The sequence below is a fragment of the Agromyces sp. H17E-10 genome (genome assembly GCF_022919715.1).
GTDB lineage: Bacteria > Actinomycetota > Actinomycetes > Actinomycetales > Microbacteriaceae > Agromyces.
In genome coordinates this window covers 3,167,070-3,190,073 of sequence record NZ_CP095042.1, presented here as the reverse complement: position 1 = coordinate 3,190,073, position 23,004 = coordinate 3,167,070, and the positions used below count along the sequence as shown (strand labels likewise).

The window sequence follows — 23,004 nt, the reverse complement described above, 5'->3', positions numbered from 1 at the left end:
ACGCCCAGACATCGCCCCATCGGACGGCCCTAGCCTGACCGCATGAGACGACTCGCACCCGCAGCGGCGTCCGCCGCCATGATCGCCCTCCTGCTCGCCGGCTGCTCCGCAGGCGGAGTCGGCGGGAGTTCCACCGGTGTCTCCGAACCCGGAATCCAGGCTCCGCAGCAGGGCGGCGACGAGAGCGGCTCCGACGGCGGGCAGGCGGCCGACGAGTCCGCCGGCGACCCGGATGCCGCAGACCGGAGCGTCATCACGACCGGGTGGATCTCGATCACCGTCGACGACCCGATCGACGCGGCCGAGGAGGCGGCGGGCATCGCCGACCGGGCAGGCGGTCGCATCGACAGCCGCACCGAGCGGCCCGGCACCGACTCCTCGACGGCGAGCGCGCAGCTGGTGCTCCGGGTACCGGCCGATGAGCTCGACGGCGTCGTCGACGAGCTGCGCGACCTCGGCCACGTCGACTCGGTGCAGATGGATGCCTCCGACGTCACGTTGCAGCGCAAGGACCTCGACGCCCGGGTGGAGGCGCTCGCGACCTCGGTGAAGCGGCTCGAGCAGCTGCTCGCGAAGGCGGAGACCGTCGCCGACCTCGTCGCCATCGAGTCGGAGCTGACCACGCGCCAGGCCGAGCTCGACAGCCTCACGCAGCAGCGCGACGCGCTCGTCGACCAGGTCGACTACTCGACGCTCACGCTCGACCTCACGACGGTCGCCGACGCGCCCGACCCGCGGCCGAACGACTTCTGGAGCGGCGTCGTCGCCGGCTGGACGGCGCTCACCGGGTTCCTCTCGTCCCTGGCCGTCGTGTTCGGGGTGCTGCTGCCGTGGTTCGCCCTGCTCGTGGTCGTGGCCGCGATCGTGGCACTCGTCGTCGTGCTTGCGACCAGAGGGCGGCGTCGGTCGACGACGACCGTCACGGCACCGGCCCCGACAACGGCCGCCGCGGCGGAGCCGGATGACGCGGCATCCGCCCCGGCGACGGCGCCGACGGAGACGGGCCCCACCGGGCCCGGCCCGCGGGCGTAGTCTGGCGACGTGAGCGCGACGACCGAGACCACGACGCCCGAATCCCTCCTCGACGACGACCTCCTCGAGCGCTTCCGCGCCCGCGCCGCCGAGTACGACCGCGACAACGCGTTCTTCGACGCGGACCTCGACGAACTGCGCGCGGCCGGCTACCTGAGGGCGCTCGTGCCCGCGGAGCACGGGGGCCTCGGCTGGGCTCTCGTCGACGCAGTGCACGCCCAGATGCGGCTCGCGGGCGCGGCGCCCGCGACCGCCCTCGCCGTCAACATGCACCTCGTGTGGACGGGCGTCGCGAAGGTGCTGCGCGACCGCGGCGACGACTCGCTCGACTTCGTGCTGCGCGAGGCGGGGGCGGGCGAGGTGTTCGGCTTCGGAATCTCCGAGGCCGGCAACGACCTCATGCTCTTCGGCTCGCGCACGTCCGCGGAGCCGCAGGCCGACGGCGGCTACCGCTACGCGGGACGCAAGATCTTCACATCGCTCTCGCCGGCGTGGACGCGGCTCGGCACCATGGGACTCGACTCGACTTCGGCCGACGCGCCGAAGCTCGTGTACGGCTTCATCGACCGCGAGGACCCCGACGTGCGCATCCTCGACGACTGGAACACGATGGGCATGCGCGCGAGCCAGAGCCGCACGACCGTGCTCGACGGCGCGTACGCGGCGCCCGACCGCATCGTGCGCCGGCTCGACCCGGGCCCCAACGCCGACGCGCTCGTCTTCGGCATCTTCGCGAACTTCGAACTGCTGCTCGCGGCCGTCTACACGGGCATCGGCCGGCGAGCGCTCGACCTCGCCGTCGCGGCCGCGAACCGCCGCACGTCCATGAAGAACGACGGGCGGCCGCTCGCGCACGACCCCGACATCCGCTGGCGCGTCGCCGACGCGGCCATCGCGTACGACGCGATCCCGCCGCAGCTCGAGTCGGTCGCCCGCGACCTCGACGACCTCGTCGATCACGGCTCCGCCTGGTTCGCGAAGCTCGTCGGCGTGAAGGTGCGCGCGACCGAGACCGCGAAGCACGTCGTCGACCAGGCCGTACGCGTCTCGGGCGGCTCGACCTACTTCGCGGGCTCCGAGCTCGGCCGGCTCTACCGCGACGTGCTCGCGGGCATCTTCCACCCCTCCGACGACGAGTCGGCCCACTCGACGGTCGCGAACGCGTGGCTCGGGCCCGTCCCCGACTGATCCGGCACGGCCGCGCATCGGCACGGTCCGGCGGCGCCCCGATGGATAGACTGGCCGAGGCGGCGAACGTCGCCCCCGCACTCTGGAGGACCTTGTGAACGTCGTCGCCACCGTCATCTCGCTGGGACTCTTCGTCTTCGGCATGTGGATCATGGGCGTCGCGCCCGAGCTCGCCGAGTTCCAGGCCCTCGTCTTCTTCTCGGGCATCCTCGCCGTCGCCGCGGCGCTCGCGATCCCGTTCCACATCCTCGGCCGCGCCGACGACTGACGTCGCCGCGATGACGCTGCCCGCCCACGACACCACCGTCACCTATCCCGCCGGCGAGCTCGTCGCCCGCGCGACCGTGCTGCACACGGCTCCCGCCGGTGACGGTCTCATCGCGGTGATCACCGACACGACGCCGTTCCACCCGGTCGACGCCGCCTGGCCCGACCAGCCGGCCGACGCCGGCACGCTGCGCACGAGCACCGGCGAGGTGCCGATCCGCGACGCGGTCGTCGCCGCGACCGACGGCACCGACCTGCACCTCGGCGGCGACATCCCGGTGCGCAAGGGCACCGAGGGGTGGGTCTTCGTCGTCGCGCACCTCGTCGATGCGGGCACGGCGGTCGCCGAGGGCGACCAGGTCGAGATCGAGGCGGATGCCGCGACCCGACGAGCCCTCTCACTGGGTCACACGGCCTGCCACGCGGCATCCCTCGCCCTGAACCGCGCCGTCGAAGGGCGCTGGTCGAAGCCCGCCCGCACCGACGCGCTCGGGCGCCCCGACTTCGACGGCATCGCGATCGCGTCGAGCCGCATCGAGCCGTTCGGCTCGGTCGACCGCTACCGGCTCAACAAGTCGCTGCGCCGTGCCGGCTTCGACGCCGCCGACCTCGCCGACGGGCTCGACGCCCTCGCCGACACCGTGAGCGGCACCGTCGGCGAGTGGATCGCCGCAGGCTCGGCCGTGCGCGTCGAGCGCGAGGGCGACGGGCTCACCGACCGCCGCAGCTGGGTCGCCGAGCTCCCCGGGGGCACGGCGCGCATCGCGTGCGGCGGCACCCACGCCGACTCGCTCGCCGAGCTGGGCGCCGTGCGGGTGGAGTTCGAGCTCGTCGACGACGCGGGCACGCCCGTGCTCGAGATGCGCACCCGGGTCGACGCCGCGAGCTGACGCGACCCGGCTCACCGGCGCGGCGACGTCCCGCGCGGCCCCGGCCGTGGCATCCCGAAACGGGGTTACGATTGCGGGCGTGGGTATTCGCATCGAGAAGGTCGATCTGCCCGGGATCGGCGTGCGTCACGATCTCGTGACCGAAGCCGGGCGCCGCATCAGCGTGGTCTCGCACCGTGACGGCGAGCGCGACCTCGGCGTGTTCGACCTCGACGACCCCGACGAGTGCCGCGCGCCCGTCTCACTGAGCGACGACGAGGCGGCCGCCCTCGCCGACGTGCTGAGCGCCTCGGTCATGCTGAGCCGGCTCACGAGCCTCTCCGACGAGACCGCCGGCCTCTACACCGAGCAGATCGCGCTGCCGACCGACTCCCCCTACCTGAACCGCACCCTGGGCGACACCAAGGCCCGCACGCGCACGCACGCCTCGATCGTGGCGATCGTGCGCGACCGCCAGGTCATCGCCTCCCCGACGCCGTCCGAGCCCCTGCGCGCCGGCGACGTCATCGTCGCCGTCGGCACCCGCGAAGGGCTCGACGGGGTCTCTCGACTGCTCGCCAACGGACCCGACTGACGCCGGGCCCCGCATGCACGAGACGACGCTCCTCCTCATCGAAGTCGGTGCGCTGCTCCTCGGAATGAGCTTGCTCGGGCGGCTCGCCCTGCTCATCGGCCTGTCGCCGATCCCGTTCTACCTCGTGCTCGGCCTCGCGTTCGGGTCGGGCGGCATCGTGCCCTTCGACGCGAGCATCGAGTTCCTGCAGACCGGCTCCGAGATCGGCGTCATCCTGCTGCTCGCGCTGCTCGGCCTCGAGTACACCGCGACCGAGCTGTTCGACAGCCTCAAGTCCGCCCGCATGCCGGGCGTGGTCGACGGGCTGCTGAACGCCCTGCCCGGTGCCGCGCTCGCGCTGTTGCTCGGCTGGGGACCGGTCGCGGCGGTCGCCCTCGCGGGTGTGACCTGGGTGTCGTCGTCGGGTGTCGTCGCGAAGCTGCTGCGCGACCTCGGGCGCCTCTCCAACCGCGAGACGCCGGCGATCCTCGGCGTGCTCGTGATCGAAGACCTGGCGATGGCGTTCTACCTGCCGGTGCTCTCGGCGATCGTCATCGGCGTGAGCCTCGTGCAGGGCGCGATCGCGGTCGCGATCGCCGTCGCGGTGGTCGTCGTGATCCTCTACATCGCACTGCGGCACGGCCACCTCGTCTCACGGCTGTTCCCCGCCGACCACGCCGAGCCGCTGCTGCTCGGCGTGCTCGGACTCACGATGCTCGTCGCCGGGCTCGCCCAGGAGGTGTCGGTATCGGCCGCCGTCGGCGCCTTCCTCGTCGGCATCGCGTTGTCGGGCCGGGTCGCCGTCAACGCGAGCCAGGTGCTCACCCCGCTCCGCGACCTGTTCGCGGCGACGTTCTTCGTGTTCTTCGGGCTCACGACCGACTCGTCGCAGCTCCTGTCCATGATCCTGCCGGCGCTGCTGCTCGCGGCGATCACGATCGCGACGAAGCTCGTGACCGGTGCATACGCCGCGAAGCGGGCGGGGGTCGGCACGCTCGGACGCTGGCGCGCCGGCTTCGCGCTCGCCCCTCGCGGCGAGTTCTCGATCGTCATCGCGGGCCTCGCGGTGACGTCGGGCGTCGAGCCCGCGCTCGCCTCGCTCGCGACCGACTACGTGCTCATCACGATCATCGCGGGCACGTTCCTCGCACGCGTGCCCGACGCCACGTGGTTCCGCCAGGCGGTGCGTCGGCGACAGCAGCGGGCGCGGCAGGCCGTCTGAGCGGGATGCCGCAGCCGGGCGATCCGCCCCGGCGGCTACTCGGCCGCCGCGGCGTCGGCACGGTCGGCCCGCCCGAGCGCCGCCGCCGCGTCGAGCTCGGCGTCGGCGGCGTCCGTCGCCGCGAGCAGCTCGCGCACGCGCGGCACGACCTCGGTCGCGTAGCGCTCGATGCTGCCCATCATGACCTCGTGCGGCAGCGTGCCGTTCGAGTACTTGAGGTCGAAGCGCACCGCGCCGATCGAGCGCATCGCGGCGGCGATCTTCTGCGCGACCGTCTCGGGCGAGCCCGCGTAGAGCGCACCGTGCGACGACGCCTCCGCCTCGAAGTGCTCGCGCGTCGCCGGTCCCCAGCCGCGCTCGCGGCCGATGCGGTCGATGATCACCTGGTAGTGCGGCCAGAGCGTGTCGAGCGCCTCCCGATCGGTGTCGGCGATGAAGCCCGGCGAGTGGATCGCGACGGGCTGCGCGGGCTTGCCGAACTGGGCGAGCGCCTTGCGGTAGAGGTCCGCGAGCGGCGCGAAGCGCGCGGGGCTGCCGCCGATGATCGCGAGCACGAGGGGCAGGCCGTAGTGCGCCGCCCGCACGACCGACTCGGGGCTGCCGCCGACGCCGACCCAGGTCTTCAGGTGGCCGTGCTCGACGGGCGGGTACACGAGCTGGTCGGTGAGCGGCGGGCGCAGGCGCCCCTCCCACGTGACGGGCTCCTGCTCGAGGAGCGCCGCGAAGAGCTCGAGCTTCTCCTCGAAGAGCTCCTGGTACTGGCCGAGGTCGAAGCCGAACAGCGGGAACGACTCGATGAACGACCCGCGCCCGAGGATGACCTCGGCGCGCCCGCCCGACACCCCGTCGAGCGTCGCGAAGCGCTGGAACACTCGCACGGGGTCGTCCGAGCTCAGCACGGTGACCGCCGAGCCGAGGTGGATGCGCTCCGTGCGGCCCGCGATCGCGCCGAGCACGACCTCGGGTGCCGAGACGGCGAACTCGTGCCGGTGGTGCTCGCCGATGCCGAAGAAGTCGAGCCCCAGCCGATCGGCGGTGACCGCCTCCTCGACGACGTTGCGCAACACCTGCGCGTGCGACAGCGTCGAACCGTCGGGCGCGGCGGTGACATCGCCGAAGGTGTCGAGTCCGAATTCGTAGCGCTCGGTCATGCCGGCCTCTCTCGTCGTCGCCGGATGCCCTGGCACACCGCGGCGGAAGTCTTCGCATGCGTACGCATGCATTCATGCGAACCAGCTCCATGCCGAGACTATTCCTCGCGACCCCGACCCCTCCAGCAGGGAATGGCCGGACGTCGACGCGCGTTGGATTCCATGTCGACGCATGGATCGAGCCGCGCGTCGCGCGGAATGGGAGCATGGAGACTGTGACGGAACGTCCGGTGATCGGAATCTACGGCGCGGGCAAGGTGGGCACCGCCCTCGCCCGACTGCTCGTCGACGCCGGTTACGAGGTGCTCATCGCCGGTTCCCCCCGGCAGACCGCGCTCGAACTGCTCGTCGGGGTCGTCGCGCCCGGCGCGCACGTCGTGGCCTCCGACGAGCTTCCCGCCCGCGCCGACGTCATCATCGTCGCGGTGCCGTTCGGCAAGGCCGGCACCGTGCCGTGGGCCGCGTTCGACGGCCGCATCGTCGTCGACGCCATGAACTACTGGCCGCCCATCGACGGCAACCTCGCCGACGTCGACGCCGACCCCCGCACGACGAGCGAGCAGAACGCCGCCCGCAACCCCCGCGCACGCGTCGTGAAGTCGCTCAACCACCTCGGCTACCACGAGATGGAGGACGACAGCCTGCCCGCCGGCGACCCGCTGCGCCGCGCGCTCGCCGTCGTCGGCGACGACGAAGGCGCCCGGGCCGAGGTGGCCGCGCTCATCGACGCGATCGGGTTCGACCCCGTCGACGGCGGTGCGCTCGTGCACGGCGCCGTGCTCGAGCCGGGGCATCCCGCCTTCGGTCGCGAGCTGAGCGCCGCCGAGTTGGCCGCGATGCTGACGCCCGCGGCGCACCTCGCCGCCTGACCGCGGCTCAGCCCGCGTCGGCCGCAGGAGGCGGCTCGCCGAGCGGGCGCCGCTCGCGTCGTCTCGCGCCCAGGTCGGCGACGCCGATGGCGAACGCGATCGCGACGAACACCGCGACGGCGAGCATGCCGAGCCCGTACGCGTCGTGGTAGACCTCGAGGTCGGGCTCGCCCGACGACTCGCGGAAGATCGTGGAGTAGAACAGCGACAGCGTCACCGCCGTGCCGATCGCCGTGCCGATGCGCTGCCCGAGTTGGCCGACCGATCCGGCGAGGCCGCCCTGCTTCACCGGGATGTCCATGAGCGTGAGCGTCTGGTTGGGCGAGACGACCAGTCCACCGCCCGCGCCGCCGATCACCATCGCTCCCGCCATCGCCCACGGCGTCACCTCGGGCGGCGTGGCGAGGGCGGCGAGCACGAGCAGGCCGATGCCGACGAGCAGCAGCACGAGCCCCCACACGACGAGCGGGCGGCCGAGGCGGTTCACGAGGTTGCCGCCGATCCACGAGCTGAGCGCGCTCAACAGCGCGAAGCCGATGCCCACCATGCCGGCGAACACGGCCTCGAGGCCGAGCCCGTGCTGCAGGTACAGCGTCGTGAGCAGGAACATCGAGGGCATCGCCGCGAAGTACACGCTCGCGAGCGAGATGCCGTTGCGGAACGAACTCACCCCGAACAGGTTCAACGGCACGAGCGGGTGGCGACCGGATGCCGCGTAGCGGCGCTCCCACGCGATGAACGCCGTCAGCGCGAGCACGAAGAGCACGAGCACCCACCAGCGCGCCGGGTCGTCGTCGGGCGAACCCGTCGTCAGCAGGAACGGCCACATGAGCGCGACGACCGTCACGGCGAACAGCACGAGTCCGACGGGGTCGAGCGACAGCGGCTTGTCAGACGGATGCCGCGTGACGGGCAGCAGCCAGATCGCGAGCGCGATCGCGATGAGGGCGAGCGGCACGTTGATCCAGAAGATGCCGCGCCACCCGTCGGTCGGCCCGCCGATCGCGATCATGAGCCCGCCGAGCGTCGGACCGAACGCCGTCGCGAGGCCGATCGTCGCACCGAACAGGCCGAAGGCCTTGCCGCGCTCGGCGCCGTGGAACAGCTCCTGGATGATGCCGAGCACCTGCGGCATCTGGATTCCCGCAGCCACGCCCTGCACGAGCCGGGCGACGAGCAGCACCGTCGCGTTCGGTGCGAGGGCGGCGACGAGGCTCGTGAGGGTGAACAGGCTGAGGCCGACGACGAACAGGGTCTTGCGCGAACGCTGGTCGCCGATGCGCCCCGCCGGCACGAGCGTGAGGCCGAACGTCAGCACGTAGCCCGCGACGATGAGCTGCAGCTCGGTCGACGTCGCCCCGAACGCGTCCTCGATCGACGGCAGGCCGACGTTGACCTTCGAGAGGTCGAGGATCGTGAGCGCCGCGACGGCGACGCAGACCCAGTACGCGCGCCAGCGGTGCTCGTCCGAGAGCGGGATGGAACGGGTCACCGGCGGCTGAGACATCCGTTCCAGCCTATGCCCGGCGCCCCGGCCGCGTCGGAAACGCCGAAGGCCCCCGCCGAAGCGGGGGCCTTCTCTCGGTGGACCCAGGGGGATTCGAACCCCCGACCTTCTCATTGCGAACGAGACGCGCTACCAACTGCGCCATGGGCCCGAGCCGTGAACGAGCCTATCACCCCTCGAGGGGTGGTCTTGACCACCCGCCCCGATCAGCCGGCGGCGCGGCGGCGGCGCAGCACCGCGTCGAGGTCGTCGAATCCGGGGCGCGCGTCCTCGACGATGCCCATGCTGGCGTACGGGTTCGCGGCCCTGGCCGGTTCGGGCGCGGATGCCGCGGGCGCGAGCTTCGGCACCGCCGGAGCGATCTGCTCGGCGCGCCTGGCGAGCCGCGCCTCGCTCTCGGCCCGCTTGAGCTCGGCCGCAGCCTCGATCGAGGCCATGGCGGTCGCGGCGATCGTGCCGCGCGACAGGTGCAACGGCTTCGGGAGCGGCTGCGGCGTCCACCCCTCGACCTCGATCTCGGGCTCGGCGAACTCGATGGGCTCGAACGCCGGCGCAGCCGGAGCGACGGGCGCGGCGACGGCGACCGGCGTCGGTCGCACCTTCGCGAGGCCGATGAGCCCGATCACGGCGCCGACGAACGCGACTGCGCCCGCACCGGCGATGAGCAGTGAAGCCCCGAACACCGAGGCGATGAGGCCCCCGACGATCGTGAGGAGCGCAGCGAACGCGATGAGCGTGCACGCGGCGCGGCGACGCCGCACGGCACGGCGGGCTCGGCGCGCGGCATCCGTGGCAGCGGGCGAAGCCGCCGCCGGGCCGACGACCGAGATGGGCTCGGTGACCGGAGCGCTCGCGGCGACGACCGCGGCAGCACGTGCGCGCGCAGCATCCGCGGCCTCGGCGGCGGCATGCCGCTCGGCGATCGCGGTCTGCTCGGCCGCCTCGGCGGCGAGGCGGGCGGTCGCCTCCTGCTCGTGCAGGATGCGCTGCTGCGTCGCGACCTCGCGGGCGGTGGCTTCGACGACCACCGGTTCGGGGGTCTCGGCCGTCTCGGCGAGGATCCGGAGGGTCTGCTGGAGGCGCACGGCGTTGCGCTCGGTGGCGAGGTACTGCCGCCGCCGCAGCCAGTTCGGCAGCAGGTACGCGACCCACAGCGCGGCCGCCACCGCGATCAGGATCCCCCCGCCGATCACATCCATGCGACAACGCTAGGTCACGCGTGGCGTTGTGCCCTGATCGTCGCGGGCGTGTTCAGCGATCTGTCAGCTTCAGCGGCTCCGCGGCGGCCGCGCGATCGTCGGCGGTGATGCGCGCCGCGTCGGCGGGTACGCGGCCGTCGCGCCAGCGGCGGAGCACGCCGCGCGGCACCTCCTCGCTCACGAGCGCGAACGAGAAGTGGTCGCACCAGGCGCCGTCGATGTGGATGAACCGGCGCCGGAGTCCCTCGTAGCGGAACCCGAGCTTCTCGACGACGCGCAGCGACGGTCCGTTCTCGGGACGGATGCAGATCTCCATGCGATGCAGTCGCAGCGCACCGAAGCAGTAGTCGGTCGCGAGGGCGACCGCCGTCGGCGTGATGCCGCGGCCGGCCACGTGCTCGGAGACCCAGTAGCCGATCGTCGCCGACGAGAGCGAGCCGTAGCTGATCGACGACACGTTGAGCTGGCCGACGAGCTCGCCGCCCACCTCGATGACGAACGGCAGCCCGTGCCCTGCTCGCGCATGCGCGAGCAGGTTGCGGATCGACGCCCGCGCGTCGATGAACGAGCCGCCGCCCGGGTACGTGGCCTCCCACTGCTTCAGCCATCCGCGGTTCGCGAGCAGCACGCGTTCGAGCACCTTCGCGTCGCGGACCCGGATGGGCCGGAGCACGACCTCGCCGTCGCGCAACGTGGGCAGGGCCATGGCGGGCATCGTCAGGTGGTGGGTTCGGACTGGAGTCCGGTGGTGTAGTCGATGAGCCAGTGCTTGAGGTCTTCGCCGAGGTCGTCACGGTCGACGGCGAGCTGGATCACGGCCTTGATGTAGTCGAGCTTGTCGCCCGTGTCGTACCGGCGACCTCGGAACACGACCCCGTACACCCCGCCCGTACCCTGCACGTCTTCGGCCATCGTCATCAACGCGTCGGTCAACTGGATCTCACCACCCTTGCCCGGCGCCGTCTCGGCCAGGACGCCGAACACCTCGGGCTTGAGCACGTACCGGCCGATCACCGCATAGTTCGACGGCGCCACCTCACGAGCGGGCTTCTCCACCAACCCCGTGATCCGCACCACATCCGGGTCATCGGTCGACTCGACCTGCGCCGCCCCGTACAGGTGGATCTGATCCGGATCCACCTCCAACAACGCCACGATCGACGCATCCCGCTTCTGCTGCTCATCCAGCATCCGGGTCAGCAGCTCGTCGCGGGCGTCGATGATGTCATCACCCAGCAGCACCGCGAACGGCTCATCACCCACATGCATGTGCGCCCGATGCACCGCATGCCCCAACCCCAACGGGTCACCCTGCCGCACGTAGTGCATGTCGGCCAGCTCGGTCGACTCGTTCACCTTCTCCAGCTTCGCCGTGTCACCCTTCCGCTCCAGGGTCGCCTCCAGCTCCGCGACCCGGTCGAAATGGTTCTCCAACGCGTTCTTGTTCCGACCCGTGATCATCAACACATCCGTCAACCCGGCATTCACGGCCTCTTCGACCACGTACTGGATCGCCGGCTTGTCCACCACCGGCAACATCTCCTTCGGCATCGCCTTCGTCGCCGGCAAGAACCGCGTACCGAGTCCAGCAGCAGGAATGACCGCCTTCGTGATCCGTTGAGTCATCCCATCAGCCTACCGGCGCCGCCGCCCCGCCTAGGATGTGTGCCATGCCCGACGATCCCGGTGTGAAGAAGCGCATCCTGCGCGCGGAGCTGCGCGAGCGCCGTCAGAACATGTCGCAGCGCGAGCGCACCCACGCGACCGAGGGCTTCACGGCGCGACTGCAGGAGCTGATCGGCTCGACGGGCGCGGAGACGGTGTCGTGCTACCTCTCGATGCCGTCCGAGCCCGACACTCGGCCCTTCGTGAACTGGGCCGAGGCCCGCGGCATCCGCGTGCTCTTCCCGATCACCCGTGAGGACGGCCTGCTCGACTGGACCGTCGGCGAGGACGAGACCGAGCGCCTGGGCCCGACCGGCGTGCCCGAGGCCGACGGCGAACTGCTCGGCCCCATGGCGATCAACGACGTCGATCTCATCATCGTGCCGGCGGCGGCGATCGACGCGACGGGCATGCGCCTCGGCTGGGGCCGCGGCTATTTCGACAAGACCCTCGGTTCGATGGGAAAATGTCCTCCGGTGTATGCCGTGGTGTTCGACAGCGAGTTCGTCGAGCAGGTGCCGCGCGAGGTGCACGATCAGCCCGTGAACGGCGTCGTGACCCCCACCCGCATCATCGCCTTCTGAGCCGGCGCACCGCCGCGAACCATCGAGAGACCGTCATGCCCACGTATTCATACCGCTGCACCGAGTGCGGCAACGCCTTCGACATCCACCAGGCCTTCACCGACGACGCGCTCACCGTGTGCGAGGTCTGCGGCGGCAAGCTGCGCAAGCTGTTCAACACGATCGGCGTGACCTTCAACGGCTCGGGCTTCTACCGCACCGATTCGCGGGCGGGCTCCGGTGCGGGCGGCTCGAAGGGCGGGTCGGATGCCTCGTCGGGGTCATCCTCCTCGGGGTCGTCGTCATCGGGGTCGTCGTCATCGAGCTCGGGTTCGTCGAGCTCGTCGAAGCCGGCGTCGACCGGCGGGGGCGCTTCGTCGGCGTCCTGACCCTCGGCTAGCGTGGTGCCCGTCCGAATCGACACCGGAGGGGGAAGGCCGTGATCAAGGGCTTCAAGGAATTCATCATGCGGGGCAACGTCATCGACCTCGCGGTCGCGGTCGTCATCGGCGCCGCGTTCACGGCGGTCGTGAACTCGATCGTCGAGAACGTCATCAACCCGCTGATCGGACTGCTGTTCAACGCCGAGAGCCTCGACACCGCTCTCGTCTGGACCGTCGGCGACACCAAGTTCAGCTTCGGCGCGGTGATCGGCGCGATCATCTCGTTCCTCGCCGTCGCCGCCGTCGTCTACTTCGTGTTCGTCATGCCGATGAACCACTTCAAGGAGCGCGCCGAGGCGAAGCGCAAGGCCGGGCAGCCCGACCCCGAGGAGCCCGAGACCGAGCTCACGGTGCTCGCCCAGATCCGCGACCTGCTCGCCGAGCAGGGCCCGGCCGCCGCGCAGCCGGGCCGACACACCGACCAGTAGGCCGGGTCAGTCCCGCCGCCAGTGCGGCGGCAGGTCCTTCAGCAGGCGCTCGTCGTCGGACGACGTCGGCCGCGGCATCCCGCTCGCGTCATCGTCGTCGCGTGCGACGGGCGCCTCGGGCGACGGGTCGGAGCCCGGCGCCGGCGTGAGCTTCGCCCGCCGGGCACGACCCGACGCGCGCTCGACGCGCTGCCGAGGCTCGCCCTCGTCGGTCACGGCCGCTGGCCGGCGGCACGCGCGACGGCGTCGTCGGCGGGCACCGGGTCGGGCTTGCCGAGCACCGAGGCGACCCGCGCGGCCACCGCGTCGGGGTTGCCGAAGAGCTCGAAGCTGTGCACGCGCAGGTAGTGCCAGCCGAGCCGGCGCAGCACGTCGGGACGCAGCCGCAGCGACTCGCGCAGGCTCTGGCCGGCGAACGCGTCGTCGGTCTCGACGACGACGGCCTTGCCCGCGTGCGCCGCCGCGAGCGCGAGCCGCCCGCGATAGCCGACGCTCGTGCGGATGCCGCGTCGCTCGAGGCGCGCCGCGAGATCGCGCAGCATCGACCCGACCTCGAGCCGCTCGCCCGAGTCGGCCGCCCGCTCCTCGGTCTGGGTGAGCACGTTCGCGAGGGCGAGCACGCCGTGGCTCTGCCGCGACTCGTCGATGTCGTCGGGCCGGAACGCCGAGACGATGTCCATCGAGCGGCGCGCACGCGTCATGCCGACCGCGAGCAGCCGGTCGCCGCCCGGCTCGCCGAGCGAGCCGAAGTTCGACAACAGGCGCCCGTGCGGCGTGCGCCCGTAACCGATCGAGAAGATCACGCGATCGCGGCTCTGGGCGACGGCCTGCTCGAGCGTCAGCACCGTGAACGGCTCCGCCCGGTCCTTCAGGATGAAGTCGGACAGGTCTGAGCGCTTCGCGAACGCGGCGAGCACCGCCTGGTGCACGCGGGCCGCGTGACGGTTGCTCGCCGTGATGACCATGAGCGACTCGCGCGGGCGCTTCACCGCGTGCTCCATGACGAGCTCGACGACCTTCGCGACCTCCGAGTCGATCGACTCGACCGTGCCGGTCACCGAGTCGGGCAGCCCGTTGCCCGAGACGTAGTGCAGGCCGAGACTGCCGTGCCCGAGGAAGCTGCCCGCCCAGGGCAGCGAGACGATGCGCCCGCCGTAGAAGCGGCGGTTCACGAGCTCGGCGAGGTCCTCGCCGCCCGCGCGGTAACTGCGGGTGAGCGTGAGCGTCGGCAGGAGTTCGCCGAGCCGCGCGAGCGCCGAGTCCGCGTGCAGCGCGTCGACGCCGCCGTGCTCGTGATCGCGCGCCGGCGGCGTCTCGCCGTCGTCGATGCCGGTCTCGAAGAGGGTCGGCGTCTGCGTGACCGGATCGCCGAAGGCGACGACCTGCTTGGCGCGCCGGATGGCCCCGAGATTCTCGGCGATCGTCGTGGCTCCCGCATCGACGAGCACGACGGTGTCGAACCCGATGCGGTCGTCGACGCCCGCGACTTCGTAGGGCGACGCGAGCCAGACGGGCGCGAGCACCCGGAACAGGTTCGGCGTCTGGGTGACGAGCGCGTCGGCGCGCAACCGGTCGCCGCGCAGGAGACGCCTGAGGACGGCCGCCTCCTCGGGGTGGTCGACGAGCGCGACCTTCCAGTTCTCGGCCAGCCGCCAGGCGAGCAACGGGCCGGCGGCCGAGGCGTGCGCCTCGTCGACGAGGCGGAAGTCGCCCTCGAGCCGGTCGAGCACGCTCGTGTTCGCCCCGAGCAGTGCCTTCTCGCCCGCGAGCACCTGCTCGAGCACGGACTGCCACCACGCGAGCTCGAGCTCGTCGGCGACCCGCGGTTCGGGCACGTGGCGCTTGGCCAGGTCGACGAGCAGCGGGTCGAGGCCGCGGTCGCGCAGCCGGCCGAGGATCGCGGTGCGCTCCTGCAGGTTCGCGAGCACCTCGGAGTCGGCGGCGAGGCCCGCGAGCGTCGCGACGAGGTCGCGGATCGGACGCGCGGCCAGCTGACGCGGCGTGCCGACGAGGTCGAGCGGCGCGTCGAGGGTCGCGAGATCGCTCGAGACGTGCTGGTACGCGACGTGCACGTCGTCGAGACCGAGGGGAACACCGGGGATCGCCCCCGCGTCGGAGTAGCGCTGCCAGAGCGTGCGCTGCTGCTGGATGCCGCGGAGCGCGGCGTTCAGGTCGGTGACGTGCACCCCGGGGCGTACGAACTCGAGCGCGTGGCGTCGGAGGCGGCGGCGGTTCGCACCCGACATGCCCGTCTCGCGTCGCGGTGCGGTCGCGGCGATGAGCTCGCCGAGCGGCCGATCGAACACCGAGGGCTGGAACCGGTCGAGCGTCTCGCGCACGTCGAGCAGGAGCCGCAGGAACACCCCGAGCTCCGCGACCGACTCGAACTCGCGAAGCCGGGTCTGGGCGATGAGGGCTCGCCCCCGCTCGAGGAGCCGGGGCACCTCGACGGCGCTGAGCCGCTTCGCGAGCTCGTGCGCGCTCGTCGCCTCGGCCGAGGAGGTGAACGAGGCGCCGTACCACGGCGAGTCGCCGGGCCCGTAGCGGAACTCGCCGAGCTCGGCGGCACGGGCCAGTTCGCGGGCGACGCCGTCACGGCCCGTCGAGAGTCCCGCGAGCGCGACTCGGTCGAGCCGCGCGGTGGTCGACGGGGGCGTCGGCAGGAGCGCCAGGCGGGCGAGCTCCGACAGGGCGTCGAGCACCGAGACGTGCAGTTCGGGATCGGTGCGGGTGAGGGCGGTGCGGTAGTCGAGGAGCACCTTGCGCAGCCGTACGAGCGCGTCGTCGACGTCGGCGACGCGAGGGCGATCGGCCTTCTCGTTGCGCGAGATGGACTGGATGAGCTCGCGCCGGAGACCTGCGGTCGTGACGGCCGCGCCACCGAGGCCGACCTGACCCAGCCGGTGGGCGATGCCGTCGAGGCTCGCGCGGCGCGCACCGACGACGAGCACGCGCTTGTCGGCGGCGACGAGGGCGCCGATCGCGTTGACGATGGTCTGCGTGCCGCCCGTGCCGGGCAGCGTCTTCACCACGACCGAGGCGCCCTGCTCGATCGCGGCGATGACCTGCTCCTGCTCGGGGTCGGCATCGAGCAGCAGGGTGTCGGTCGACGGCGGACGGTCGTCCTGTCCGACGGGCTTGGCGCGTTCGCCGCGCGCGGCGGTGACGGCGGCGCGCGCGGCGGGATTGCCGGCGAGCGCGTCGATCACGGGGTGTTCGAGCTTCGCGGCATCGATCGCCATCTCGGGTCCGACCTCGGCGAACGACGAGACGACGAGACGCGGGGCGACCTGGAACCACGGCAGGTGGCTCGTGAGCCCGCGCAGGCGGTCGATGACCGGCTGCGGCTTGAACACGCCGTTCGTGATCGCGAGGGCGACGAAGGCGTCGGCGTCGAGCGTGATCTGGAACTGGTCGCGCAGCTCGCGAGCGAGCGCCGGGTTGAGGAACGGCTGGCCCTTGAGCTTCAGCTCGAAGTCGCGTCCGTAGCGGCGGATGGCGAGCGGACGCAGCAGCACGGGGGCGAGGTACTCCTCGCCGCCGTTGCGCCACGAGGCGAGGCCGATCGCGAGGTGCACCGACTCGACGCCGCGGACGCTGCGCAGCTCGATGCCCTTCTGCGTGATCTCGGCGGCGGCGAGCCGCGCGTTGCGGAGCGCGAGCTCGTCGCGGATGAGGCTCGACAAGAGGGTCGACTTGCCCGTGATGAACTGCGGCAGCCCACCGGGGTGGGTCGTCGAGAGCTCGATGCGGGTGCGCGGCGTGTCGACGAACCGGGTGAGCGGCGATCGCCCGCCGACCGCGGCGAGCTCCGCGTTCCACCGTCGCCAGGCGGGTTCGGCGACGTTGCCGGCGACGAGCGAGGGGTCGCCGAGGCTGAGGCCGTCGGGGCGCGTGATGTCGTGTTGCATGGGTCCGGGGGTGAGTCCTTCGGCGGCGGCGTCGGGCTCGTCGCCGAGGATCTCGTCCTCGTCGTCCTGGTTCCGATCGAGCCGCTGCACACGGACACCCTAAGACGAAACGCGCGAAATCCTCGGAGCATCGCCGCATCCGCGCCGTTCAGCCTCCTCACGGATACCCCACGGGTATACATGGTACGGTCGTCACGTGCACCAGACCTCGCCCACTGAAGCCCGCCCGACCACCGCCCGACCCCGCGTGACCGTCATCGTCGGCGGCGTCGCCGGCGGCATGTCCGCCGCGACACGGCTGCGGCGGCTCGACGAGCACCGCGTGATCGTCGTCGTCGAACGCAGCGGCGCGGTCTCGTTCGCGAACTGCGGGCTGCCGTACCACGTCTCGGGCGTCATCGCCGATCGCGACGACCTCGCCCTGCAGACCCCCGAGAAGCTGGCGGCGCGGTTCCGCATCGACGCCCGCGTGCGGCACGAGGCGATCGCCGTCGACCGGGCGGCGAAGACCGTCGACGTGCGCGACCTCGAGAGCGGCCGCGTCGAGTCGATCGCCTACGACGAGCTCGTGCTCGCGACCGGTGCGGCTCCGCGCCGCCCCGCCGACGTCGAGCACGGCGCTCCCCTCCACGTGCTGCGCACGCTCGACGACCTCGACGAGATCATGGCCGGCCTCGCCTCGCTCGGCGACGCTCCCGCCGTCGTCGTCGGCGGTGGCTACATCGGCATCGAGCTCGCCGACAACCTCGTGCGCCGGGGCGTCGCGACGACGCTCGTGCAGCGCGGTGGCCAGGTGCTCGGCGGCCTCGACCCCGAGATGGCGGCCCCGGTCGCCGACCACCTGGCCGGCCGCGGAATCGAGCTCGAACTCGGCCGCGATGTCCGCCGCGTCGCCCGCGACCACGTCGAGCTCGACGACGGCACACGACTGCCGGCCGGGGTGGTGTTCGCGGCGATGGGCGTGACCCCCGAGTCGGGGCTCGCGGCCGACGCGGGCCTCGCGATCGGCCCGACCGGCGGCATCGTCGTCGACGACGCGCACCGCACGAGCGACCCCTCGATCTTCGCGGTCGGCGACGTCACCGAGCTCCGCGACGCGATCGACGGGTCGTCCCGGCTCGCCCCCCTCGCCGGGCTCGCCAACCGCCACGGCCGCGCCGTCGCCGACGTCATCGCCGGGGTCGGCCGACCGACCGCGCCGGCGCTCGGCACCGCGATCGTCGACGCTGCCGGGCTCACGGTGGCCTCGACCGGCTGGAGCGAGCGGCGCGCAGCGGAGCGCGGTCGCGCGGTCCGGGTGGTCCACTCGCACCCCGCATCGCACGCCGGGTACTACCCGGGTGCCGCACCCATGTCGCTGAAGCTCGTCGTCGACGCCGAGTCCGACCGCATCCTGGGCGCCCAGGCGGTCGGCACCGACGGCGTCGACAAGCGCATCGACGTCCTCGCGACCGCCATCGCGACCGGCATGCGGGCCGCCGACCTCGCCGACCTGGAGCTCGCCTACGCGCCCCAGTTCGGTCATGCGAAGGACCCGATCAATCAGCTGGGCTACATCGCCGGCAACCTCGCGTCGGGCGAGGACCGCGTGATCCAGTGGCACGAGCTCGAGGCCGAGCTCGCCGACGGCGCGGTGCTCCTCGACGTCCGCGCCGAGTCGCAGCTCTCCGAGGGCCGCATCCCCGGCGCGACCTGGATCCCCGTCGAGTCGCTGCGCGACCGGCACCCCGAGTTCGCGGGCCGCCGCGTCGTCGTGCACTGCCGCGTCGGCCAGGGCGCGCACACCGCCGCACGCCTGCTCGACCGGCTCGGGCACGACGTCGTCAACCTCGACGGCGGCTTCCTGACCTGGCGCGACGGCATGCGCGCCCGCGAGCTCGCCGCAGCCGCGGCATCCCGCCTCGACGACGGCGACCTCGCCGCCTGACCCGACCGACGAAGGAGCACGAATGCGATCCCTCTCCCCCACCGAGGTGCACGCCACCGACGACGCCTACCTCATCGACGTCCGCGAGGCCGCCGAGCTCGAGCAGGCGCGCATCGACGGCGCCCACCACATCCCGCTCGGCGAACTCGTCGCCCGCCTCGACGAGGTGCCTCGCGACCGCACCGTCTACGTGCTCTGCCACGTCGGCGGCCGCAGCGCGCAAGCGGTCGTCTACCTCGAGCAGCAGGGCGTCGACGCCGTGAACGTCGACGGCGGCATCGTCGGCTGGTACCGCGAGGGCCTGCCGGTCGAGCTCGGCGGTGCATCGTGAACGGCACCCTCGAGGAGCAGCGCCGCATCGCCAACCGGCTGAAGCGCGCCCGCGGCCAGCTCACCGCGGTCATCGAGGCCGTCGAGTCGGGCGCCGACTGCCGCACGATCGTGACCCGGCTCGCGACGGTCTCGAGCGCGCTCGACAAGGCCGGGTTCGCGATCATCTCGACCGCGATGCGCGAGTGCCTCGCCGAGGAGCCGACGGCGGGCGACGCCGAGGCGGGCGAGGTCGGCTCCGGCGAGCGCGACCGGCTCGACGTCGACGAGCTCGAGCGCCTCTTCCTCAGCCTCGCCTGACCGGAATGACGAAGGCCCCTCCCGCGTGCGGGAGGGGCCTTCGGTCACCGCCGGACCGGGAGCGAGCCGACGGTGACGGTTGCGCACCCCTCGCGGCCGCCTGTGCAGTGGCGGCCGATCGGCTGCGAGGGGTGACGATCTTCTTCGCGGATGCCTCGGTCGAGGCATCCGCGATACTTCACCTCAGCGAGCCGAGTACTCGAGGCCGTGCGCCGCGGCGCCCGAGTACCCCGCCTCGCAGGTGAGCGCGCTCAGCGGGCCGAGTACTCGAGACCGTGGGCCGCGGCGACGGGCTCGTACGTGAGCTTGCCCGCGGTGGCGTTGAGGCCCTTCGCGAGCGCCGGGTCGGCGTCGAGGGCGGCCTCCCAGCCGAGGTCGGCGATCTTCAGCGCGTACGGGAGCGTCGCGTTGATGAGCGCGGGCGCCGAGGTCGCGGGCACCGCACCGGGCATGTTCGCGACGCAGTAGTAGATCGCGTCGTGCACCTTGAAGGTGGGCTCGGCGTGCGTGGTCGGGCGCGAGCCCTCGAAGCAGCCGCCCTGGTCGATCGCGATGTCGACGAGCACGGCGCCCGGCTTCATCGAGGCGACCATCTCGTCGGTGACGACCTTGGGTGCTGCGGCGCCCGGGATGAGGACGGCGCCGACGACGAGGTCGGCCGTCTTCAGGGCACGGGCGATCTCGTACGACGACGAGGCCATGGTCTTGATGCGGCCGTGGTAGCGGCCGTCGATCTCGCGCAGCTTCGGCAGCGAGATGTCGAAGACGGTGACGTCGGCGCCGAGGCCGAGAGCGGTCGCCGCGGCCTGCTCGCCGGCGACGCCGCCGCCGATGACGACGACGTTCGCGGGGGCCGTGCCGGGCACGCCCGCGAGCAGCACGCCGCGGCCGCCCTTCGAGGCGTGCAGCTCGGCGGCGCCGACCTGGGGCGCGAGCCGGCCGGCGACCTCGCTCATCGGGGTGAGCAGCGGCAGCGAACGGTCGGCGAGCTGCACGGTCTCGTACGCGATGGCGGTGACGCCCGAGTCGAGGATCGCCTTCGTGAGCGGCAGGTCGGCCGCGAGGTGCAGGTAGGTGAAGAGCGTGAGGTCGTCGCGGAGGTAGCCGTACTCGCTCGCGATCGGCTCCTTGACCTTGAGCACGAGCTCGTTCGACCACGCCTCGGCGGCGGTCGCGACGATCGTCGCACCGGCCTCGGTGTACTCGGCGTCGGTGTAGCCGGCGCCGAGCCCGGCGCCCGACTCGATGGCGACCGAGTGGCCGCGCTGGGTGAGCGCGTGCACCCCGGCGGGGTTCATCGCGACACGGAATTCGTTGTTCTTGATCTCAGCAGGCACGCCGATGCGCATGATGGCTCCGAATGGTATGTGGGGTGTTGGCACCATTGTCACCGCAAATTCGTCTCGATCAAAGATCCACCGTGGAATATTCGATAGACTCGGTTCTGCTCGTTCATTCATTCGATTCGAGGTGGTTCCGATGACCGACGCACCGCAGATCAGCGCTCCCGGTGCCGACCCCGCCGCCGTCGCGCTCGACGCGATCGACCGGCAGATCATCGCGCTCCTGCACGAGAACGCCCGCATCCCGAACGTCGACCTCGCCCGGGCCGTCGGCGTCTCGCCGTCGACGTGCCTCGCCCGCGTGCGCTCGCTCCGTGAACGCGGGGTCATCGTGCGCTACACCGCCGAGATCTCCCCCGCCGCGCTCGGCTACCACCTGCAGGCGCTCGTGAGCGTCCGCATCCGGCCGGGTGCGCGGCACCTCATGGAGCAGATCTCCGACGAGCTGCGCCGCGAGCCCGAGGTCGCCCAGCTCTTCTTCCTCGGCGGCACCGAGGACTTCCTCATCCACGTGCGCGTGCGCGACAGCGATCACGTGCGCCAGTTCGTGCTCAAGAACCTCTCGGCCAACCCGGCCGTCGCCCTCACCGAGACCAACCTCGTGTTCGAGCACCACACGGCGATGTCGGCCGGACTGCGCGCCGTGCTCTGAGCGTTCGAGACCTCCCTGCGCTCCTCCTCAACCGGCGGAGGAGTCCAGCTGCAGGATCTCACCGAGGTCGAGCCCGTCGGGCGCCTCCAGCTGCGCGTACGTGCAGCTCGCGGCATCCCGATCGGGCCGCCACCGGCGGAACTGCGCCGTGTGCCTGAAACGGTCGCCCTCCATGTGGTCGTAGGCCACCTCGACGACGCGCTCGGGCCGGAGCGGCACGAACGAGAGGTCCTTGCCGGCGCTCCACCGGCTCACCGCTCCGGGCATCCGGGTCGCGCCATTGCCCGCTGATCGTGCAGCCGCCTGCGCCTCGGCCCACTCGCCCCACGGATGGCCGGCGAGGTCGGTCGCGACGAGCGGCGCGAGCTCGGCGACGAGCTCGGCCCGGCGTGCCATCGAGAAGGCGGCCACGACGCCGACGTGGTGCAGCCGCCCCCCGTCGCCGTACAGCCCGAGCAGCAGCGATCCGACGACGTCGCCCGACTTGTGCCACCGGTAGCCGGCGACCACGCAGTCGGCGGTGCGTTCGTGCTTGATCTTGAACATCGCGCGCTTGTCGGGCTGGTAGGTGCCGTCGAGCGGCTTCGCGACGACCCCGTCGAGGCCGGCGCCCTCGAACCGGGTGAACCAGTCGCGCGCGAGCTCGAGGTCGGCCGTCGCCGGGGTGACGAACACCGGGTCGGATGCCTCGGCGAGCGCCTGCTCGAGCCGGCTTCGCCGCTCGCCGAAGGGCGTGCCGGTCAGGTCGTCGTCGCCGAGCGCGAGCAGGTCGAACGCGACGAACGACGCCGGGGTCTGCTCCGCGAGCAGCTTCACCCGGCTGGCCGCCGGGTGGATGCGCTGCTGCAGGGCGTCGAAGTCGAGCCGGCCGCCGCGCACGAGCACGATCTCGCCGTCGACGACGCAGCGGTCGGGCAGCTCGCGACGCAGCGCCTCGATGAGCTCGGGGAAGTAGCGGGTCATCGGCTTCTCGTTGCGGCTGCCGAGCTCGATCTCGTCGCCGTCCTTGAAGACGATCGTGCGGAAGCCGTCCCACTTGGGCTCGACGTGCCCGACGTCGGGAATCTCCTTGACCGACTTGGCGAGCATGGGCGAGACGGGCGGCATCACCGGGAGGTCCATCCGACCATCCTGCACCCGACCTCCGACGAGCGGTAGCACCGCCGGTGCAGGGGGTCAATCCCTCGCCGCGTCGCGGGGCGACGCGTACCGTCGGAAGGGTCGGCGCGGATGCCGGCCCGAGGAGCTGACCATGAGTTCGATCGTCGACCGGCCCGTTCAACGTCGGGACCGGGATCCCGCCTTCGTCCTCCCGCCGATCGGCCTCTGGTGGCCGATGCTCGAGGGCACCCTCCGTCGCGAGGTCCTCGAGAACCTCGAGGCGCCCCTGCGCGTCGTCGTCGTGCGCCGCATCTTCGAGCTCTGCGAGCTCGACCCCGGCACGGCGCCCCGCACCGGCGTGCGCCTCGACGAGAACCAGCGCGCCTACATCTCCGGCTGGATGCACGCCGTCGACTGGACCTGAGCACCCGCCCGGCGTGCGCCACCCGTCTTCGTGATGCGA

General features: G+C 72.2%; 24 protein-coding genes and 1 tRNA gene. 15 read left to right on the top strand and 10 right to left on the bottom strand.

Annotated elements, in window-relative coordinates; translation table 11 throughout:
• The first annotated feature begins 42 nt into the window (after window positions 1–42).
• The 6 genes from MUN74_RS14470 to MUN74_RS14445 all read left to right on the top strand — a co-directional run bounded on the left by MUN74_RS14470 (window position 43) and on the right by MUN74_RS14445 (window position 5,152).
• Window positions 43–1,032 (top strand): DUF4349 domain-containing protein, encoded by a 990-nt coding sequence (locus tag MUN74_RS14470; protein WP_244853139.1) that lies wholly within the window; start codon window positions 43–45, stop codon window positions 1,030–1,032.
• A gap of 9 nt (window positions 1,033–1,041) precedes the next feature.
• A complete protein-coding gene (locus MUN74_RS14465; RefSeq protein WP_244853138.1) occupies window positions 1,042–2,220 on the top strand; it encodes an acyl-CoA dehydrogenase family protein in 1,179 nt (392 codons plus the stop codon).
• A 94-nt stretch (window positions 2,221–2,314) separates the two neighbouring features.
• A complete protein-coding gene (locus MUN74_RS14460; protein WP_244853137.1) occupies window positions 2,315–2,488 on the top strand; it encodes a hypothetical protein in 174 nt (57 codons plus the stop codon).
• Between the two features lie 10 nt (window positions 2,489–2,498).
• Window positions 2,499–3,377: a metal-dependent hydrolase gene (locus MUN74_RS14455; protein ID WP_244853136.1), complete on the top strand. Its 879-nt coding sequence runs from the start codon at window positions 2,499–2,501 to the stop codon at window positions 3,375–3,377.
• A gap of 79 nt (window positions 3,378–3,456) precedes the next feature.
• On the top strand, window positions 3,457–3,951 hold the full coding sequence (locus MUN74_RS14450) for a cation:proton antiporter regulatory subunit (RefSeq protein WP_244853135.1): 495 nt from the start codon (window positions 3,457–3,459) through the stop codon (window positions 3,949–3,951).
• Between the two features lie 13 nt (window positions 3,952–3,964).
• Window positions 3,965–5,152, top strand: coding sequence for a cation:proton antiporter (locus MUN74_RS14445; RefSeq protein ID WP_244853134.1), 1,188 nt, complete (start codon window positions 3,965–3,967; stop codon window positions 5,150–5,152).
• A 35-nt stretch (window positions 5,153–5,187) separates the two neighbouring features.
• On the opposite strand, the gene MUN74_RS14440 is transcribed toward MUN74_RS14445, so the two are convergent.
• Window positions 5,188–6,303 carry an LLM class flavin-dependent oxidoreductase gene (locus tag MUN74_RS14440; protein ID WP_244853133.1) on the bottom strand — a complete coding sequence of 372 codons (1,116 nt, stop codon included), beginning with the start codon at window positions 6,301–6,303 and terminating at the stop codon, window positions 5,188–5,190.
• A gap of 215 nt (window positions 6,304–6,518) precedes the next feature.
• Here MUN74_RS14440 and MUN74_RS14435 point away from each other — a divergent pair, with 215 nt between their 5' ends.
• Window positions 6,519–7,172 (top strand): NADPH-dependent F420 reductase, encoded by a 654-nt coding sequence (locus MUN74_RS14435; RefSeq protein ID WP_244853132.1) that lies wholly within the window; start codon window positions 6,519–6,521, stop codon window positions 7,170–7,172.
• 7 nt (window positions 7,173–7,179) lie between these two features.
• On the opposite strand, the gene MUN74_RS14430 is transcribed toward MUN74_RS14435, so the two are convergent.
• From MUN74_RS14430 to galU, 5 genes are all read right to left on the bottom strand, one after another.
• Window positions 7,180–8,679, bottom strand: coding sequence for an MFS transporter (locus MUN74_RS14430; RefSeq protein WP_244853131.1), 1,500 nt, complete (start codon window positions 8,677–8,679; stop codon window positions 7,180–7,182).
• A gap of 78 nt (window positions 8,680–8,757) precedes the next feature.
• Window positions 8,758–8,830 (bottom strand) — tRNA-Ala (locus tag MUN74_RS14425).
• Window positions 8,831–8,885: 55 nt separating this feature from the next.
• Window positions 8,886–9,878, bottom strand: a complete 993-nt coding sequence (locus MUN74_RS14420; protein WP_244853130.1) for a hypothetical protein — start codon at window positions 9,876–9,878, stop codon at window positions 8,886–8,888.
• 52 nt (window positions 9,879–9,930) lie between these two features.
• The gene (locus tag MUN74_RS14415; RefSeq protein ID WP_244853129.1) at window positions 9,931–10,584 is read right to left on the bottom strand and encodes a GNAT family N-acetyltransferase; all 654 of its coding nucleotides are present in this window, start codon (window positions 10,582–10,584) and stop codon (window positions 9,931–9,933) included.
• Between the two features lie 11 nt (window positions 10,585–10,595).
• Window positions 10,596–11,504 (bottom strand): UTP--glucose-1-phosphate uridylyltransferase GalU, encoded by a 909-nt coding sequence (galU, locus tag MUN74_RS14410; protein WP_244853127.1) that lies wholly within the window; start codon window positions 11,502–11,504, stop codon window positions 10,596–10,598.
• Window positions 11,505–11,548: 44 nt separating this feature from the next.
• Between galU and MUN74_RS14405 the strand changes: the two genes are divergently transcribed.
• The 3 genes from MUN74_RS14405 to mscL are packed head-to-tail and all read left to right on the top strand — an operon-like array spanning window position 11,549 to window position 12,977.
• Window positions 11,549–12,127, top strand: a complete 579-nt coding sequence (locus tag MUN74_RS14405; protein WP_244853125.1) for a 5-formyltetrahydrofolate cyclo-ligase — start codon at window positions 11,549–11,551, stop codon at window positions 12,125–12,127.
• A 35-nt stretch (window positions 12,128–12,162) separates the two neighbouring features.
• Window positions 12,163–12,495 (top strand): FmdB family zinc ribbon protein, encoded by a 333-nt coding sequence (locus MUN74_RS14400; protein WP_244853123.1) that lies wholly within the window; start codon window positions 12,163–12,165, stop codon window positions 12,493–12,495.
• A gap of 50 nt (window positions 12,496–12,545) precedes the next feature.
• Window positions 12,546–12,977 carry a large-conductance mechanosensitive channel protein MscL gene (gene mscL, locus MUN74_RS14395; protein ID WP_244853122.1) on the top strand — a complete coding sequence of 144 codons (432 nt, stop codon included), beginning with the start codon at window positions 12,546–12,548 and terminating at the stop codon, window positions 12,975–12,977.
• Window positions 12,978–12,983: 6 nt separating this feature from the next.
• Here mscL and MUN74_RS14390 read toward each other — a convergent pair whose 3' ends face one another.
• Window positions 12,984–13,193 (bottom strand): hypothetical protein, encoded by a 210-nt coding sequence (locus tag MUN74_RS14390; RefSeq protein WP_244853120.1) that lies wholly within the window; start codon window positions 13,191–13,193, stop codon window positions 12,984–12,986.
• The gene (locus tag MUN74_RS14385; protein WP_370647387.1) at window positions 13,190–16,888 is read right to left on the bottom strand and encodes an AAA family ATPase; all 3,699 of its coding nucleotides are present in this window, start codon (window positions 16,886–16,888) and stop codon (window positions 13,190–13,192) included. Before MUN74_RS14385 ends, MUN74_RS14390 begins: the two co-directional genes overlap by 4 nt.
• A 196-nt stretch (window positions 16,889–17,084) precedes the next feature.
• Here MUN74_RS14385 and MUN74_RS14380 point away from each other — a divergent pair, with 196 nt between their 5' ends.
• Genes MUN74_RS14380 through MUN74_RS14370 form a run of 3 tightly spaced genes read left to right on the top strand, consistent with a single transcriptional unit; the run spans window position 17,085 to window position 19,445 of the window.
• Window positions 17,085–18,815 carry an FAD-dependent oxidoreductase gene (locus MUN74_RS14380; RefSeq protein ID WP_255820921.1) on the top strand — a complete coding sequence of 577 codons (1,731 nt, stop codon included), beginning with the start codon at window positions 17,085–17,087 and terminating at the stop codon, window positions 18,813–18,815.
• A gap of 22 nt (window positions 18,816–18,837) precedes the next feature.
• Entirely contained in the window at window positions 18,838–19,146 is a 309-nt protein-coding gene (locus tag MUN74_RS14375) for a rhodanese-like domain-containing protein (protein ID WP_244853117.1), read from the top strand.
• Window positions 19,143–19,445, top strand: a complete 303-nt coding sequence (locus MUN74_RS14370) for a metal-sensitive transcriptional regulator (RefSeq protein WP_244853115.1) — start codon at window positions 19,143–19,145, stop codon at window positions 19,443–19,445. Before MUN74_RS14375 ends, MUN74_RS14370 begins: the two co-directional genes overlap by 4 nt.
• A gap of 251 nt (window positions 19,446–19,696) precedes the next feature.
• Here MUN74_RS14370 and ald read toward each other — a convergent pair whose 3' ends face one another.
• Window positions 19,697–20,794: an alanine dehydrogenase gene (gene ald, locus MUN74_RS14365; RefSeq protein ID WP_244853113.1), complete on the bottom strand. Its 1,098-nt coding sequence runs from the start codon at window positions 20,792–20,794 to the stop codon at window positions 19,697–19,699.
• A 130-nt stretch (window positions 20,795–20,924) separates the two neighbouring features.
• On the opposite strand from ald, the gene MUN74_RS14360 reads away from it, so the two are divergent.
• Entirely contained in the window at window positions 20,925–21,440 is a 516-nt protein-coding gene (locus MUN74_RS14360; RefSeq protein ID WP_244853112.1) for an Lrp/AsnC family transcriptional regulator, read from the top strand.
• Between the two features lie 27 nt (window positions 21,441–21,467).
• Here the strand turns inward: MUN74_RS14360 and MUN74_RS14355 are convergent, their stop codons facing one another.
• Complete coding sequence (locus tag MUN74_RS14355; RefSeq protein WP_244853110.1) at window positions 21,468–22,562, bottom strand: ATP-dependent DNA ligase; 1,095 nt, start codon at window positions 22,560–22,562, stop codon at window positions 21,468–21,470.
• Between the two features lie 130 nt (window positions 22,563–22,692).
• Between MUN74_RS14355 and MUN74_RS14350 the strand changes: the two genes are divergently transcribed.
• Window positions 22,693–22,965, top strand: a complete 273-nt coding sequence (locus MUN74_RS14350) for a hypothetical protein (protein ID WP_244853108.1) — start codon at window positions 22,693–22,695, stop codon at window positions 22,963–22,965.
• Window positions 22,966–23,004: the final 39 nt, after the last annotated feature.

What these genes read in the sequence shown, in the direction of transcription:
- MUN74_RS14375 (WP_244853117.1), top strand. Translation starts at nt 18,838, where the DNA reads ATGCGATCCCTCTCCCCCACCGAGGTGCACGCCACCGACGACGCCTAC.
- MUN74_RS14400 (WP_244853123.1), top strand. Translation starts at nt 12,163, where the DNA reads ATGCCCACGTATTCATACCGCTGCACCGAGTGCGGCAACGCCTTCGAC.
- ald (WP_244853113.1), bottom strand. Translation starts at nt 20,794, where the DNA reads ATGCGCATCGGCGTGCCTGCTGAGATCAAGAACAACGAATTCCGTGTC.
- MUN74_RS14440 (WP_244853133.1), bottom strand. Translation starts at nt 6,303, where the DNA reads ATGACCGAGCGCTACGAATTCGGACTCGACACCTTCGGCGATGTCACC.
- MUN74_RS14445 (WP_244853134.1), top strand. Translation starts at nt 3,965, where the DNA reads ATGCACGAGACGACGCTCCTCCTCATCGAAGTCGGTGCGCTGCTCCTC.
- MUN74_RS14430 (WP_244853131.1), bottom strand. Translation starts at nt 8,679, where the DNA reads ATGTCTCAGCCGCCGGTGACCCGTTCCATCCCGCTCTCGGACGAGCAC.
- MUN74_RS14455 (WP_244853136.1), top strand. Translation starts at nt 2,499, where the DNA reads ATGACGCTGCCCGCCCACGACACCACCGTCACCTATCCCGCCGGCGAG.
- MUN74_RS14385 (WP_370647387.1), bottom strand. Translation starts at nt 16,888, where the DNA reads ATGCAACACGACATCACGCGCCCCGACGGCCTCAGCCTCGGCGACCCC.
- MUN74_RS14355 (WP_244853110.1), bottom strand. Translation starts at nt 22,562, where the DNA reads ATGGACCTCCCGGTGATGCCGCCCGTCTCGCCCATGCTCGCCAAGTCG.
- MUN74_RS14350 (WP_244853108.1), top strand. Translation starts at nt 22,693, where the DNA reads ATGAGTTCGATCGTCGACCGGCCCGTTCAACGTCGGGACCGGGATCCC.
- galU (WP_244853127.1), bottom strand. Translation starts at nt 11,504, where the DNA reads ATGACTCAACGGATCACGAAGGCGGTCATTCCTGCTGCTGGACTCGGT.
- MUN74_RS14415 (WP_244853129.1), bottom strand. Translation starts at nt 10,584, where the DNA reads ATGGCCCTGCCCACGTTGCGCGACGGCGAGGTCGTGCTCCGGCCCATC.
- MUN74_RS14360 (WP_244853112.1), top strand. Translation starts at nt 20,925, where the DNA reads ATGACCGACGCACCGCAGATCAGCGCTCCCGGTGCCGACCCCGCCGCC.
- MUN74_RS14470 (WP_244853139.1), top strand. Translation starts at nt 43, where the DNA reads ATGAGACGACTCGCACCCGCAGCGGCGTCCGCCGCCATGATCGCCCTC.
- MUN74_RS14405 (WP_244853125.1), top strand. Translation starts at nt 11,549, where the DNA reads ATGCCCGACGATCCCGGTGTGAAGAAGCGCATCCTGCGCGCGGAGCTG.
- MUN74_RS14420 (WP_244853130.1), bottom strand. Translation starts at nt 9,878, where the DNA reads ATGGATGTGATCGGCGGGGGGATCCTGATCGCGGTGGCGGCCGCGCTG.